Origin of the sequence: Paenibacillus jamilae (assembly GCF_050482105.1) — a bacterium.
In the GTDB taxonomy this organism is placed as follows: domain Bacteria; phylum Bacillota; class Bacilli; order Paenibacillales; family Paenibacillaceae; genus Paenibacillus; species Paenibacillus jamilae_B.
Map to the genome: position 1 here is coordinate 196,340 of NZ_JBCNHI010000014.1, position 13,735 is coordinate 210,074.

Here is a 13,735-nt window from a genome sequence, read left to right on the forward strand (position 1 = left end):
TTTCCTGTGCAATTTTTCACTGATTTTTAAGGTAAGTGTTATCATAGCGTTGATTGGTAACACTAGACACTTAAATAAGCAATGACTTATTTAAGTGCTTTTGGTTTGCTTTTTTAATTTCTATGATTTTGGTATATGAAATTTAGGGCTACTACATAAATGTTAAAAATATTTAAAACATGTCCGGTGCGCTAGCGCCGGTTTTTTTTGGTTTTAGGGTATGTATTCCCCAACCGGACAACATAAGTTGAAGCCCGTCCTCATAAGATGTAATAAACTTACCTCGCTGAGGGGGCTGAACAGGATGGACAAAAATTCAGGAATCAAGCAACGCAGAAAAGAACGCATACAGCAGCTAATCGAGGAAAATAAAGTGGGGTCGTATTCCTCAGGCATATATCATAATAACTATGGGTACAGAGAAATGAAATCGATGCCTGTAGTTAGTACCAACTCGCTCAGAGACCCAGAAACTGAGTGGAAAAATGATCGGCAACGCTGGCAGCAATCTTTTATGGAAAATCGTGGTCCGTCCTTTTGGAGTTCCTTTTGGCGCAGAACTGTGATAGCAACAATGTTGTTTGGAATGATATGGGGCTTATTTCGCTGGGATATTCCCTATGCAGTAAATTTGAGAATGTTTGTCGCGGATGCCTTGCAGAAGGACATGGATTTTGCAGCCGCTGGACAATGGTATAAAACTTATTTTGACGGAGCTCCTTCCTTTTTACCGATTTTTGGCGAGGAGCATGAAACGAACAAGGTCAACGCCAGTCGAAAGGGCTCTCCGCCGATTGAAGGCAACATAACACAGCCATTTGTACTGAGCCTTAAAGGGGTAGAAATTACGCCGAATGTTACTGATAATGGGGCAATCGCTGTTAAAAGTATAGACGCAGGACGCGTATTAGACGTATTAAACCATCCCAAAAGTGGAATATCGGTTACAGTTCGTCATACTAGCGGTATCACAGCAACTTATGGAAGGCTTTCACGTTCTCTTTTAAAAGTGAATGATTGGGTTCAGGAGGGAGAAGAGATTGGTGTATTGCCAGCAAGTCACAGCGGTAGCGAGGCGACAACTTTGTTTTTGGCTATTCAAAGAGGGGATCAATACATTGACCCGTCGGAAGTGGTAGCCCTTGATTAATGTCCGAGGGGTGACCCTATCCCTGCATCCGTTATTTGTCCTGGTCATGCTGACCTCTGTATTAACCGGACATTTTATCGAGATCATGACTTTATTTACACTGGTATTTATACATGAGCTAGGTCATGCAACAGCCGCTTCGTTATTGGGGGCGCGACTGCTTTCCATACAGATGTTACCTTTTGGGGGAGTAGCGGTCATTGAGGATCAGGGGAAGCTCAATGCGTGGAAGGAGATTGTCATTGCCCTAGCGGGACCTCTGCAAAACGGAATCATGATCATCATCCTTTTGTGGCTTAGGAATGTGAATGGGTTGGAGCATGATTATGTAAATTATATAATTCAAGGAAATGCTGTGATTGCATTGTTTAATTTGTTGCCTATTTTACCGCTCGATGGTGGGAAAATATTGCAGTCGCTGATTAGTTTATTCTGTTCCTATCACCGTACATTAATATGGACTTTTAGAGCTAGTATCGTAACAAGCGTGCTATTTTGTCTCTATGGTATTTCGCCTTTATTAAGGCAAGGAGAGACTTTACATTTAAATCTGCTGGCGGTAGGGATTTTTTTGCTTTATTCTAATATTGTGGATTATCGGAATATCCCTTACCGTTTTATACGTTTTTTGCTTGGAAGGGACGAGCTTTTTTACCGCGAAGCAGCTAAGGGAAGTATAGCCCTACCTATTGTATCCCTACCAGTGAAACATTTGGAGCCTGTTTTGCGTCTTTTCAGAAGAGATCGATATCATATGGTTTATGTTATGAATGAACAGGGACGAATTGTAGCTGTGTTGCCGGAGCAACGACTTATACGCTCTTATTTTGCGGCCCGCCCGCCAAACGGTGGAGAACCCAAGCTCAAATAATGTTTTATGAATGAGGAAGAGGCTGTATTCAGAGAGGTTGAAAAACCATGAAGCAAATGATTGTACAATGCCAACAGCAGATGACCCAAATGGCACTGTTGGAAGAGGGACGATTGGTTGAATATGCGGCTGAACTACCGCGAAAACGGGGAATTCTAGGTTCCTTTTTCAAAGCGAGGGTGGTCAATGTACTACCAGGGATGCAAGCTGCCTTTGTTGATATTGGACAGCGGAAAAATGCCTTTTTGTATGTGGATGACGTACTTCATGCTCACTTGGACAAGCAGCCAGAGGTAAAGCCATCCATTTCTGATCTGTTAAAGGTGGGTCAGGAAATTGTAGTACAGGTATTAAAAGAGGCTGTTGGTAGCAAAGGAGCCAGGGTGACCACCCATTTTTCACTTCCAGGCCGCTGGATTGTATACATGCCCCGTGCTGATTATGTGGCCGTATCCAAGAAGATTGAGCGTGAGGCAGAACGTGCCCGTTTGAAAGCGATGGGAGAGCAGCTGCGTACGGGTGAGGAAGGTGTCATCATTCGTACGGTTTCAGAGGAAATGAGTATAGAAGCGATTGAAAATGATCTGAATCAGCTACGTAAGCAATGGGCGGCTATTCAGCGTAAAGCGGGTGATCACTCCGCACCGTGTGAATTACATCGGGATCTAAGTATCGTTCAGCGTTTAATTCGCGATGTGTTTACACCTGAGCAGGATGAGCTAGTCATTGACAGCGAGGAGCAAGCAAAGGATGCAGAAGTAATGCTGCAACAGATTGGTTCTGCGCAAGCTCATGTAAGTATATTTCGTGGTGTAGAAGAAACTATTTTCAAAGCTTATGGCATTCATGAGCAACTGGAACGGGATTTTGCGCGAAAGGTATGGCTTCAAGGTGGCGGATACATTGTCATTGATCATACGGAGGCATTGACCGTCATCGATGTAAATACTGGGAAGTTTACGGGTGGCAGTAACCTGGAAGAGACGGTGACGCAGACTAACATTGAGGCAGCAGAAGAGATTGCTCGTTTGGTGCGTGTACGTGATATTGGAGGTATTATCATCATTGATTTTATCGATATGGAACAAGAGGAGAATCGTAGGGAAGTATCTTCAGTGCTGGAGGCAAGATTGAAGAAGGACCGGACTAAATCCTATGTTGTCGGCTGGACACGGTTGGGGTTATTGGAAATGACCCGAAAGAAAGTGCGTGAGGAAAAGACTCTCAGGTAGACCAACGCGTAATCATAATTTTTTTTAAAACTAAAGGTTGAATGTGTACAAAGCTTGTGCTACAATCATTTAGTATGTGTGATGCGTAAGATTGGCTGCACATGCTGTAACCGCTCCAATCAGGTACTGAAGTGCAGTATCCTAAGGAAACTGCCACCTGCTATTAGGCGAGTCTGAGACATAAGGAGGTGCAAGCAAATGTACGCAATTATTGAAACTGGTGGTAAGCAATACAAAGTTCAAGAGGGCGATGTATTGTTCATCGAGAAGTTGGAAGCTAATGATGGTGAAACTGTAACGTTCGATCGTGTTCTGGCAGTGTCCGGCGACAATGGCTTGACAGCAGGTACACCGCTTCTTTCCGGAGCTTCTGTAACAGCTAAAGTTGAGAAGCATGGTCAAGGTCAAAAGGTCATCGTATACAAATACAAACCTAAAAAGAACTACCATGTGAAGCAAGGTCATCGTCAACCGTACACGAAAGTGACGATTGAAAAAATCCAAGCGTAAGAGGGTGCGATAAGTGATTATCGTGCGTATTACACGACTGGAGGATGGCAGCATACAGGGGTTTTCTGTTAAAGGTCATGCGAATTTTGCTAAATCTGGCGAAGATATCGTATGTGCTGGTGTTTCGGCGGTAACGGTAGGGACTGTCAATTCGATTGGAGCTCTTACGGACGTTGAAATGGAAACAGAAATGGAAAACGGCTTTTTAAGCGCGTATCTTTCTCCTGAAAGTTATCATGATACGAACGCACAGGTTCAACTGTTGTTGGAGTCCATGGTGATTATGCTGACAAGCATTGCTGAATCATACGGTAAGTATATTCAAATAGAAAATAAACAAAGAAGGAGGTAGACATCATGTTGAAATTGACATTGGATCTTCAGTTATTCGCATCGAAAAAAGGTGTAGGTTCCACAAAGAACGGACGTGACAGCAGATCGAAACGTCTTGGAGTGAAACGTGCTGACGGTCAAGCAGTTACCGGCGGTAGCATCTTGGTTCGTCAACGCGGAACGAAAATTCACCCAGGTACGAACGTGGGCATCGGTAAGGACGACACTCTGTTCGCGAAAGTGGACGGCGTTGTGAAGTTCGAACGTTGGGGCCGTGATCGCAAAAAGGTGAGCATCTACCCGATCGACGTTGCTCCAGTAGCAGCTACTGTAGAAGCTTAATAGCGGCTTAGACACGCTGAAAAGCCTCCGGCACTTTTGTCGGAGGCTTTTTTGTATGATGGTAATGAACTGGAAAGTTAGTCTGTGCTATACTGGGTTAAGGTTGTTGATTAATCCATTTAATTATCGCAGAACGGAGAGAAGCCATGTTCCAGCGGATAAGAGCGCCTTACCTGGCGTTGGGTTCCATTCTGATTCCTTTGGTTTTTTCACTGCTCTATCCCAAAGTATTAACGGTTATCCTGCTAGCGGTGTGGGCTGTAGCTGCTGCTTGTTTTGGTATGTGGTATACACATCGACAGGTTGAACGTGAACGAAAAGCTGCTTTACGTTCTTTAGAACGTACAGCGATAGCAACGCTTAACCATCATCGGCATGACTGGATGAATGATTTACAGGTGCTTTATGGCTATATTCGTATGAATAAGCATGATAAATCAGCTGCGTATGTGGAAACAATAAAAGGGCGGGTATCGGAAGACAGTAAAATATCTAAGCTGGGGATTCCCTCGCTGGTGTTTTATTTGCAGTCTTTTCGCGTGAACGCCGGAAATTTACAGTTGTCGGTACAGGTTGAGGAAGAGTTAAAGTTAGACGCTGTCATGTCTCCCGAAGACGGCGAGTCGCTTGCCTCGGCCGTCATACAAACGGTGCGTGCGTATCAATATGGCGGGGGCCGGTCGTCCTGGGGAGAAGTGCGCAGATTGACACTTTATTTCGGTATGGATCAGAATGATGTTATCGTCCGTTTTGAAGGAAGTGATATGCCTGCCGACTTAAATATACTAAAGCAGGTCAGATCCGTACTTGGAAGTGAACGCCTTCGAACAGAAAAGCTCCCTACGGGTGATATGCTTCAAATTCGAATGCAGTGCCAGACATAAGGAAGGTGTAACCATGTTTGTAGATAAAGCGAAGATTTTTGTTAAAGGTGGAGACGGTGGAGACGGATTAATTGCGTTTCGCCGTGAGAAATACGTTCCTAATGGCGGCCCGGCTGGTGGGGATGGAGGAAACGGTGGGGACGTGATTTTCCGTGTAGACGAGGGATTGCGTACCTTGATGGATTTTCGGTACCAACGACATTTTAAAGCCCAGCGTGGAGTGAAAGGTCGCAACAAAAGCCAACATGGAGCTAATGCAGAGCATATGATCGTCCGTATACCACCGGGAACAGTTATCATTGATGATGACACTGGTGAAGTATTGGCGGATATGACACGTCATGGCCAACAGATTGTTGTTGCTAAAGGAGGACGCGGAGGACGCGGGAATATTCGTTTTGCAACACCGAGTAATCCAGCCCCCGAACTGGCTGAAAATGGTGCGGAGGGACAAGAGCGTTATATTACGCTTGAGTTAAAAGTAATGGCTGACGTAGGCTTAGTTGGATTTCCTAGTGTAGGAAAGTCTACCCTGTTGTCAGTCGTATCTTCCGCCAAACCCAAAATTGGCGCATACCACTTTACAACGATTACCCCAAATCTGGGCGTCGTGGATGTAGGGGATCAGCGGAATTTTGTGATGGCCGATTTGCCTGGTTTGATTGAAGGGGCCCATGAAGGCACTGGACTGGGGCATGAATTTCTGCGGCACATTGAGCGGACGCGTATTATTATTCATGTCGTGGATATGGCCGGCTCCGAAGGACGTGACCCGTTTGAAGACTGGACCAAAATAAACGACGAATTAAAGCTATATAATGCAGGGCTAGCTGATCGTCCACAGATTGTGGCAGCCAATAAAATGGATATGCCGGAAGCTGAGGAAAACCTTGTTCACTTCAAAGAACAAATTGCAACGATACGTCCTGACCTTGAAATCATGCCTATTTCCTCTCTGACACGTCAGGGTATAAAGGAACTGCTCTATCGGGCTGCTGATCTATTGGATCAAATACCGGACGAGCCGGTTGTTGAGGAAGTAGCGGAAGTCAATGAACGTAAGGTATTCAAATTGGATACGGCCGAAGATGAGGGCTTTACGATTGTACGTGAAAACGACACATTTGTGGTGCACAGCCCCAAAATTGAGCGCATGATGAAGCGTATGCAGATGAATTCGCATGATGCCATCTTAAAATTAGCAAGAACGTTGCGTCACATGGGTGTGGACGCTGAGCTGCGCAAGCGTGGTGCCACAGATGGTACATCTGTACGCATTGCTGATTTTGAGTTCGAATTCGTAGAAGGTAGTAGCTACTACTAAAAATGAAATAAAGCTTTAAAACCTAAACGGTTACTGCACTATAGAGAAATCTATAGAAGACAGTAGCCGTTTTTTTGTATTGTTAGCTTGCTGATTTTCACGAGTTTCGATATAATGTCCTCTATACAAAAACATAAGTCTTTGAGGAGAGGACGTTTCTTGAAAGAGCGCTATTACTTAGTACGGGAAGATATTTTGCCTGAAGCTATTGTTAAGACCATACAGGTAAAACAGCTACTGGCCTCAGGAGATGTTAAAACCGTACATGATGCCGTGGAGCAAGTTGGGCTAAGCCGAAGCGCCTTTTACAAATATAAAGATGGCATACATTTGGTTAACCAATTGGAGCGTGAACGAATTGTCAATATCTCCATCGATTTGGAGCATCAATCCGGTATGCTGTCCAGGGTGCTCGGCAAAGTGGCAGATTACGGAGGAAATGTGCTGACGATCCAGCAAAGTATTCCACTGCAAGGTACAGCCAACGTAGTCATCTCGGTCGAAATGTCCAGACTTAGTGATGAATTGGGTGTTCTGCTGGAGGGCTTGGAAAGCATTTCTGGAGTCAAGCGGGTCCGCCTGATTGGGCAAGGCTGAAAACGATACAATTCATTAGATAAAAAGTTAGCAGGAGGGGAATGGATGAAACCGGTCAAAGTAGGATTGTTAGGCTTGGGGACGGTAGGCACGGGAGTCGTTCGTATCGTAGAGGGCAACCAGGAAGACTTGAGCAGACAAGTAGGTTCACCGATCATCATAGAAAAAATAGCTGTAAAAAACATAGATAAGTATCGTTCCATAGAAGTGGATGCCGCCAAACTTACTGAGGACCCATGGGAAGTCATTCGAGATCCTGAAATTGATGTGATTATCGAAGTCATGGGTGGGATTGACCAGACGAAGGAGTACATTCTCGAAGCGCTAGAGAGGGGCAAGCACATTGTAACGGCCAACAAGGACTTAATGGCATTGCACGGTTCTGAAGTATTGGCAAAAGCACAGGAAAAACAATGTGATATTTTTTATGAGGCTAGTGTAGCGGGCGGTATCCCGATCATTCGTACACTTATCGAAGGTTTCTCCTCTGACCGTATTACCCGCATTATGGGGATTGTGAACGGTACAACAAACTATATTTTAACTAAGATGAGTCAGGAAGGAGCCTCGTACGAGGAGGTTCTTAAGGAAGCGCAAGAGCTTGGATATGCAGAATCTGATCCGACTTCAGATGTGGAAGGATTGGATGCGGCTCGAAAGATGGCAATACTTGGCACTCTCGGCTTCCGTTCCAATGTAGAACTCAAGGATGTAAGCGTGAGCGGCATTTCCAAGGTAACCATTGAAGATATTGCTTTTGCTAAAAAATTAGGATATGAAATGAAATTACTTGGCATTGCAGAGCGTCAAGGTGATGAATTTACAATTAATGTTCAGCCAACTATGGTGCGCAAGCAGCATCCATTAGCTTCGGTGAACGGGGTGTTCAACGCAGTTTATGTACATGGTGAAGCGGTGGGTGAAACCATGTTTTATGGTGCAGGTGCAGGCGAAATGCCGACAGCTACATCAGTTGTAGCTGACCTGGTAGCTGTAGTGAAAAACCTCAAACTCGGCGTAAACGGGCTTAAAGCAATTGTACCCTACAATCCTAAAAAAATTAGCAATGATGAAGACGTGTATTTTAAAAATTTCGTACTTTTACACGTGGACGATAAAGCAGGGGTGTTGGCACGGATTACGCAGGTATTTGCTGAATTCAATGTTAGTTTGGCATCTGTCGTACAGCAGCCAAATGAGACGAATCCCGATGCTGAAATTATTATCGTGACTCATTTAGCTAGCAAAGCAAGTATGAAAAAGGTTTTGGAACATTTTGAAACATTAGATGTGATTCGCCGCATCAAGAGTGTATACCGAGTAGAGGGATAGTCAATAAAAGCAGGAGGAGTCATCTGTATGACCGTTTTGAAAACAGCAAGAGTGCGTGTGCCTGCTAGTACGGCCAACCTGGGCCCCGGCTTTGATACATTGGGCATGGCATTGTCTCTATACGCATGGATTGAATTAAAAGAGGCCGAGCAGACATCTTTTCATCTGTACGGAGATCAAATGAATGGTGTTCCCCAAGATAAAACCAATTTAATTTACAAGGTAGCACAAATGGTTTTTCGTGAAGCGGGTGTATCTGTTCCTGAACTGGAGATTTCGATGTACTCGGATATTCCGCTTACTCGTGGTTTGGGTAGCAGTGCTTCCGCCATTGTAGGTGCGCTGGTGGCTGCTAATACGCTGATTGGCTCGCCTCTGTCGGATTCCAAGCTATTTGACATGGCAAGCGCTATTGAGAAGCATCCAGACAATGTCGGAGCCTCTCTGTTTGGCGGTATTATTACTGCCATGTGGGATGGCGAGCATGCCAAGCACTTACGGATTGAACCAGATGCTAATCTGGAGGTTATGGTGGTTATTCCGGATTTTCAACTGTCCACGTCGAAGGCCAGAGAAGTCCTGCCTGCTCATGTATCCTTGAAGGATGCTGTATATAATGTAAGCCATGCTTCAATGCTGGTAGCGGCATTGGCTTCAGGGCGAACAGATCTAATCGCCGAAGCGATGCGTGATCAGCTTCATCAGCCTTACCGTGCGGCACTTGTGCCAGGTATGACAGAGATCTTACAGGATGCACACCATTATGGTGCATTGGGTGTGGCTCTTAGTGGTGCTGGACCGACGTTGCTGGCATTGACAGATCGACGGGAAAACCGCAAAACGGAGCTAGAGCAGTATTTAACAGTGACAATGAATAAAGAAGGGATCACCGCATCTGTTTTAAAATTGCGCCCGGAGAATGAAGGAGTTAAAGTATATACGGAAGGGAATACACACCCTTTTATGGATATGATTAAAGGGGAACTTACGATATGAAACGAATTGCACTTCTTCCTGAGGGGACTGTTTCTCATGAAGCGATTAAGTATTTGTTAGGAGATACGCCCTGTGAACTACTGTTTTACAAGCATATAGCAGACGTATTTCAGGCAGTGGACAAGGGGCGGGCAGACTATAGTGTAATTCCTATTGAGAATACGATTGACGGCTCTGTGAGTTTGCATATGGACTGGCTTGTACATGAGGTAGACATTCCAATGCAGGCGGAATGGGTATATCCCTCAATTCAAAATCTTATTGGGCATCGTAGTGAATACCTTGAGGATCAGGACAAGCTTGATTTGAGTAAAGTGGTCAAAATTATGTCCCATCCTGTAGCGCTTCCTCAATGTAAAGAATTCATACAAGCTTCCGCTCCTCAAGCCGAGCTGGAGAGTGCAGGAAGTACGGCAGAAGCCGTCGAAATTGTTAAACATAACCCTGGCAAAGGTTGGACTGCTCTTGGAACTAAGCTTGCGGCTGCCAAACATGGACTGGATATTTTGGCCAGCAAAGTGACCGATCACGATAACAATTTTACCCGCTTTGTCTTGATTGGACATCAACCTGTAAGTCTCCCATGTACGCCTGAAGGCCAGAGGACCAGTATTTTGGTCACACCGCCGCAGGATTTTCCGGGAGCGCTGCATCAGGTTTTATCCGCATTTGCATGGCGCAGGTTAAATCTGTCTCGCATTGAATCACGTCCGACCAAAAAGCAATTGGGGAATTATTATTTTTACATTGAAGTTCTGGAATCTTTGAATTCCGTGTTGCTACCGGCAGCCTTTGCAGAGATCGAGGCTCTGGGGTGCAATGTACGCATTCTGGGCTCTTATCCAAGCTACAAGTATGTTGAAGCAGCGATCGAACCTATTTTGAAGGAACATTAATCGGAGGTGTGGTTTTAATGGCAGAACAATGGATCTATCTAGATGGGCAGCATGTGACTAAGGAGAATGCAAAGGTTTCCGTATATGATCATGGATTCTTGTACGGAGACGGTATATTTGAGGGTATTCGTATTTATAACGGCAATATTTTTAAATGTAAGGAGCACTTAGAGCGTCTGTATGATTCTGCGAAATCTATTCAGTTGAACATTCCGTTGTCTCCTGATGAAATGTTGGAAGCAATGGCTGAAACGATTCGTCTTAACGACATGCGTAATGGATATATCCGATTGGTTGTATCCCGTGGTGCCGGAAATCTAGGTTTGGATCCTCTTCGTTGTGCGAAGGCAAGTGTCATCATTATCGTCGAGCAGCTCGCCATTTATCCGGAAGAGGCTTACTTAACTGGTCTGAAGACAATCTCTGTTTCTCAGCGTCGCAACATCCCAGATGCTTTGAATCCGAAGATTAAATCATTGAACTATCTCAACAATATCCTGGTGAAGATCCAGTCTAACTATGCTGGTGTAGGCGAGGCTATTATGCTCAATTCCCAAGGATACGTGACGGAAGGTTCTGCTGACAACATTTTTATTGTCAAAAATGGAGTGTTGTACACACCGCCTTGTTATTTGGGAGCGCTTGAGGGGATTACTCGTAATGCTATCATTGATTTGTGCGCCAAGCTTGGATATTCGCTTAAGGAGCAGCCTTTTACATTGCACGATGTATATGTTGCCGATGAGGTGTTTTTTACAGGAACTGCAGCAGAAGTGATTGCAGCTTATGAAGTGGATGGCCGTACAATCGGCTCTGGTGTTGCTGGTCCAGTCACGTTGCAGCTCCTGTCTGAGTTCCGGAAGATTGTGGATCAGGATGGCTATAAAGTGTGGCAGGACTAAAATAATACGAGATCCTTTTGACTGAATGCTTGTAAAAGTATTCGGTTGAGAGGATTTTTTTGTTTGTATGGGGTCATTCGCCCGGGAGGTGCATAGGATGTAATAACAGAAGCCGGGCGTTTATCCCGCCCGAACGAAAGTTTAGGAGGTTTGTGACCTGTGAAAATACACATCGTCAAAAAAGGTGACACTCTGTACTTACTGGCACAGAAGTATAATGTGACACTGGAGAAAGTTATTGCTGCCAATCCTCAATTGGCAGACCCTAATCAGTTGAGCATCGGCGAGAAAATCAAAATTCCGACAGACCCTGTTACGATGGAAACACAGCCGTCAACAGTTTATCAACACAAGGTTAAGCAAGGAGATACGTTGTGGAAGTTGTCCAAGGCATGGAACGTACCGCTTAAGCTAATTATTGATGCTAATACCCAGCTTAAAAATCCCAACGCACTTCTGGTTGGAGAAACAGTTAATATTCCACACTACAAAGAGAATGCATCTGATCTTCCGGTGAATAAAAAAAATACTGCAGTCAAAGAAGAGATGACACAACCTAAACCTGAATCCCCAACTAAGGAAGAAACTACCCAACCCAAGGCTGAGTTAACGCAGCCTAAACCGGAGAATATCCCTAGCCCTAAAGAAGAAATGACACAGCCGATAGAAACAGCCAATCCTCCTAAGCTTCCTGAATTAAAATTGCCTGAAGCTCCTATGGCGCCCGTCAATATGGCACCTGCCAATATGGCGCCAGTAAATCCTGCTCCACCTCAATTGCAGCCCATAATTACTCAACCTGCCCCACCTCAACCAATGCAACCTATAGTCACCCAACCGATTGCACCTAAGCCGCAACTTCCAGTTCATATCGAGAAGCAACCCGTAACTGAAAAATTTTGTGGATGTGCAAGCTCGAAGTCGATGGAAAATTCTCCATGGCCATTACAGCAATCGGCATTTGATTATAGTCCACCAGTTAATGCAGTGCAGAACTCTTGGTATCCAGGGATTGGCTCTCCTCAAAATTGGGGGAGTGCTCCTGTAAATACCTCATTTGCAGAACAGGTCTCTCCTTCTGCAGTTTCAGATCAGGGTTATCATCATGACTGCGAACATCCGTGGTGCTGGGGACCAATGCAGACAGCACCCATACATGCTCAACCCACACCTTATCCTGCCTATTCAGATTGCTGCTGCACCCCTGGATATTATCCGAGTCATGAAGCATCTGAAAATACATCCCATCCTGTTTATCCTCCATTCATCCATCAAGGGGGGCCGCAGCAGCAACCAGAGAGTGCAGTCCAGGGCAGTCAGTGGAGCCACGCATGGGGAGGACCACAACATAGTTTGCCTGCAAGTGGGTATGTGTCCGACTATAGCCAACTCATGGGTCAACAATCTGCGAATCCACCTTATCATCCGTACGCACATGGAAATGCACCTATGTATCCTTTAGAGGGATATACAACACCCTATATGTTTATGCCAGACTGTGGATGCCGGGAAGAAAACACCGTGTCGGCGCTAACCTCTCCAGGAACGCAAGAAGTAGGCAACAATCAGGCTACTCCATCTCAAAATGAAGTTGCTTCTGCTTCAAAAAAAGACGAGAGCGCGCGTAAAAATAAATCAAAGGACATCGCTAGCGGCACATCCAAAGAAGAAACGTCCAAAGCCAAGGTTTCAAGTGATCATGTTACTAGTAAAAAGCCTAAATCCCGTAAATCAACTGGAGGAAGAACTCAATCCTCATCCTATAGTACTCGTGCACGTCAAAATCCATGGATTAATGACTGACGCAGACAAATATAAGAAAGGGGTAGAAACGAGTACATCCCGGTTTATTAGTCGTAAGGTGAAGGGGGAAAATGTTAAAGAGACTATTATTCTGCTAGTTGAGAATAATAGTCTCTTTGTTTAAATGCAGTAATTTTAAACTTGAAAAATAAAACTAAAAAAGGTGTTGCTAATTAGTAAGGTTATATGATATATTCTTATAGATGTCTTTTAGAAGGTGGTTAGCAACATATAAAGAAAGTAGAATTGATCAAAAAATTCTTCTGAAAAAAGTGTTGCAAAGATGAAATGAATATGATATATTATTTAAGTCGCCGCTGAGATGCGGTGAAGAAACGAAGTGAGATGAAGCAAAGTATTACTCAAGTTTGATCTTTGAAAACTGAACAACGAGTGAGTAAATGATTTTGTTCGCAAAATCAACAATGAGATATTTTATCTCGTCAGTTTCAAATGAGCTAATCGCTCTTTCTATAAACCAGCTTCGGTTGGTCTTTAATGGAGAGTTTGATCCTGGCTCAGGACGAACGCTGGCGGCGTGCCTAATACATGCAAGTCGAGCG

At 44.5% G+C, this 13,735-nt stretch carries 14 protein-coding genes, 1 rRNA gene and 1 other annotated feature; all 15 genes read left to right on the forward strand.

What is annotated here, in order from left to right; translation table 11 throughout:
* Positions 1-304: 304 nt before the first annotated feature.
* Positions 305-1,150, forward strand: coding sequence for a peptidoglycan DD-metalloendopeptidase family protein (locus ABEW32_RS12125; protein WP_430188003.1), 846 nt, complete (start codon positions 305-307; stop codon positions 1,148-1,150).
* Positions 1,143-2,021, forward strand: coding sequence for a M50 family metallopeptidase (locus ABEW32_RS12130; protein WP_430188005.1), 879 nt, complete (start codon positions 1,143-1,145; stop codon positions 2,019-2,021). The genes ABEW32_RS12125 and ABEW32_RS12130 overlap by 8 nt, the downstream gene beginning before the upstream one ends.
* A gap of 47 nt (positions 2,022-2,068) precedes the next feature.
* Complete coding sequence (locus ABEW32_RS12135; RefSeq protein WP_430188007.1) at positions 2,069-3,253, forward strand: Rne/Rng family ribonuclease; 1,185 nt, start codon at positions 2,069-2,071, stop codon at positions 3,251-3,253.
* A gap of 98 nt (positions 3,254-3,351) precedes the next feature.
* Positions 3,352-3,438, forward strand: a sequence feature (ribosomal protein L21 leader region).
* A 13-nt stretch (positions 3,439-3,451) separates the two neighbouring features.
* On the forward strand, positions 3,452-3,763 hold the full coding sequence (rplU, locus tag ABEW32_RS12140; RefSeq protein ID WP_013311592.1) for a 50S ribosomal protein L21: 312 nt from the start codon (positions 3,452-3,454) through the stop codon (positions 3,761-3,763).
* Positions 3,764-3,776: 13 nt separating this feature from the next.
* On the forward strand, positions 3,777-4,115 hold the full coding sequence (locus ABEW32_RS12145) for a ribosomal-processing cysteine protease Prp (protein WP_430188009.1): 339 nt from the start codon (positions 3,777-3,779) through the stop codon (positions 4,113-4,115).
* A 5-nt stretch (positions 4,116-4,120) separates the two neighbouring features.
* Positions 4,121-4,438, forward strand: a complete 318-nt coding sequence (gene rpmA, locus ABEW32_RS12150; RefSeq protein WP_013311590.1) for a 50S ribosomal protein L27 — start codon at positions 4,121-4,123, stop codon at positions 4,436-4,438.
* Between the two features lie 146 nt (positions 4,439-4,584).
* Entirely contained in the window at positions 4,585-5,322 is a 738-nt protein-coding gene (locus tag ABEW32_RS12155; RefSeq protein ID WP_430188010.1) for a Spo0B domain-containing protein, read from the forward strand.
* A gap of 13 nt (positions 5,323-5,335) precedes the next feature.
* Positions 5,336-6,646, forward strand: a complete 1,311-nt coding sequence (gene obgE / locus ABEW32_RS12160; protein ID WP_430188012.1) for a GTPase ObgE — start codon at positions 5,336-5,338, stop codon at positions 6,644-6,646.
* Between the two features lie 159 nt (positions 6,647-6,805).
* On the forward strand, positions 6,806-7,243 hold the full coding sequence (locus tag ABEW32_RS12165) for an ACT domain-containing protein (protein ID WP_430188014.1): 438 nt from the start codon (positions 6,806-6,808) through the stop codon (positions 7,241-7,243).
* A gap of 45 nt (positions 7,244-7,288) precedes the next feature.
* Positions 7,289-8,575: a homoserine dehydrogenase gene (locus ABEW32_RS12170; RefSeq protein ID WP_430188016.1), complete on the forward strand. Its 1,287-nt coding sequence runs from the start codon at positions 7,289-7,291 to the stop codon at positions 8,573-8,575.
* 27 nt (positions 8,576-8,602) lie between these two features.
* Positions 8,603-9,571, forward strand: a complete 969-nt coding sequence (gene thrB, locus ABEW32_RS12175; RefSeq protein ID WP_430188017.1) for a homoserine kinase — start codon at positions 8,603-8,605, stop codon at positions 9,569-9,571.
* Complete coding sequence (gene pheA, locus ABEW32_RS12180; protein ID WP_430188019.1) at positions 9,568-10,467, forward strand: prephenate dehydratase; 900 nt, start codon at positions 9,568-9,570, stop codon at positions 10,465-10,467. Before thrB ends, pheA begins: the two co-directional genes overlap by 4 nt.
* A 17-nt stretch (positions 10,468-10,484) precedes the next feature.
* A complete protein-coding gene (ilvE, locus tag ABEW32_RS12185; RefSeq protein ID WP_430188020.1) occupies positions 10,485-11,369 on the forward strand; it encodes a branched-chain-amino-acid transaminase in 885 nt (294 codons plus the stop codon).
* A gap of 159 nt (positions 11,370-11,528) precedes the next feature.
* Positions 11,529-13,172 carry a LysM peptidoglycan-binding domain-containing protein gene (locus ABEW32_RS12190; RefSeq protein ID WP_430188021.1) on the forward strand — a complete coding sequence of 548 codons (1,644 nt, stop codon included), beginning with the start codon at positions 11,529-11,531 and terminating at the stop codon, positions 13,170-13,172.
* Positions 13,173-13,667: 495 nt separating this feature from the next.
* Positions 13,668-13,735: ribosomal RNA gene (locus tag ABEW32_RS12195) — 16S ribosomal RNA — on the forward strand; the annotation flags it as partial.

Bases quoted from the DNA above. Each gene is read 5' to 3' on its own strand.
- ABEW32_RS12125 (WP_430188003.1), top strand. From the start codon at position 305: ATGGACAAAAATTCAGGAATCAAGCAACGCAGAAAAGAACGCATACAG.
- ABEW32_RS12135 (WP_430188007.1), top strand. From the start codon at position 2,069: ATGAAGCAAATGATTGTACAATGCCAACAGCAGATGACCCAAATGGCA.
- rplU (WP_013311592.1), top strand. From the start codon at position 3,452: ATGTACGCAATTATTGAAACTGGTGGTAAGCAATACAAAGTTCAAGAG.
- rpmA (WP_013311590.1), top strand. From the start codon at position 4,121: ATGTTGAAATTGACATTGGATCTTCAGTTATTCGCATCGAAAAAAGGT.
- ABEW32_RS12155 (WP_430188010.1), top strand. From the start codon at position 4,585: ATGTTCCAGCGGATAAGAGCGCCTTACCTGGCGTTGGGTTCCATTCTG.
- obgE (WP_430188012.1), top strand. From the start codon at position 5,336: ATGTTTGTAGATAAAGCGAAGATTTTTGTTAAAGGTGGAGACGGTGGA.
- ABEW32_RS12170 (WP_430188016.1), top strand. From the start codon at position 7,289: ATGAAACCGGTCAAAGTAGGATTGTTAGGCTTGGGGACGGTAGGCACG.
- thrB (WP_430188017.1), top strand. From the start codon at position 8,603: ATGACCGTTTTGAAAACAGCAAGAGTGCGTGTGCCTGCTAGTACGGCC.
- pheA (WP_430188019.1), top strand. From the start codon at position 9,568: ATGAAACGAATTGCACTTCTTCCTGAGGGGACTGTTTCTCATGAAGCG.
- ilvE (WP_430188020.1), top strand. From the start codon at position 10,485: ATGGCAGAACAATGGATCTATCTAGATGGGCAGCATGTGACTAAGGAG.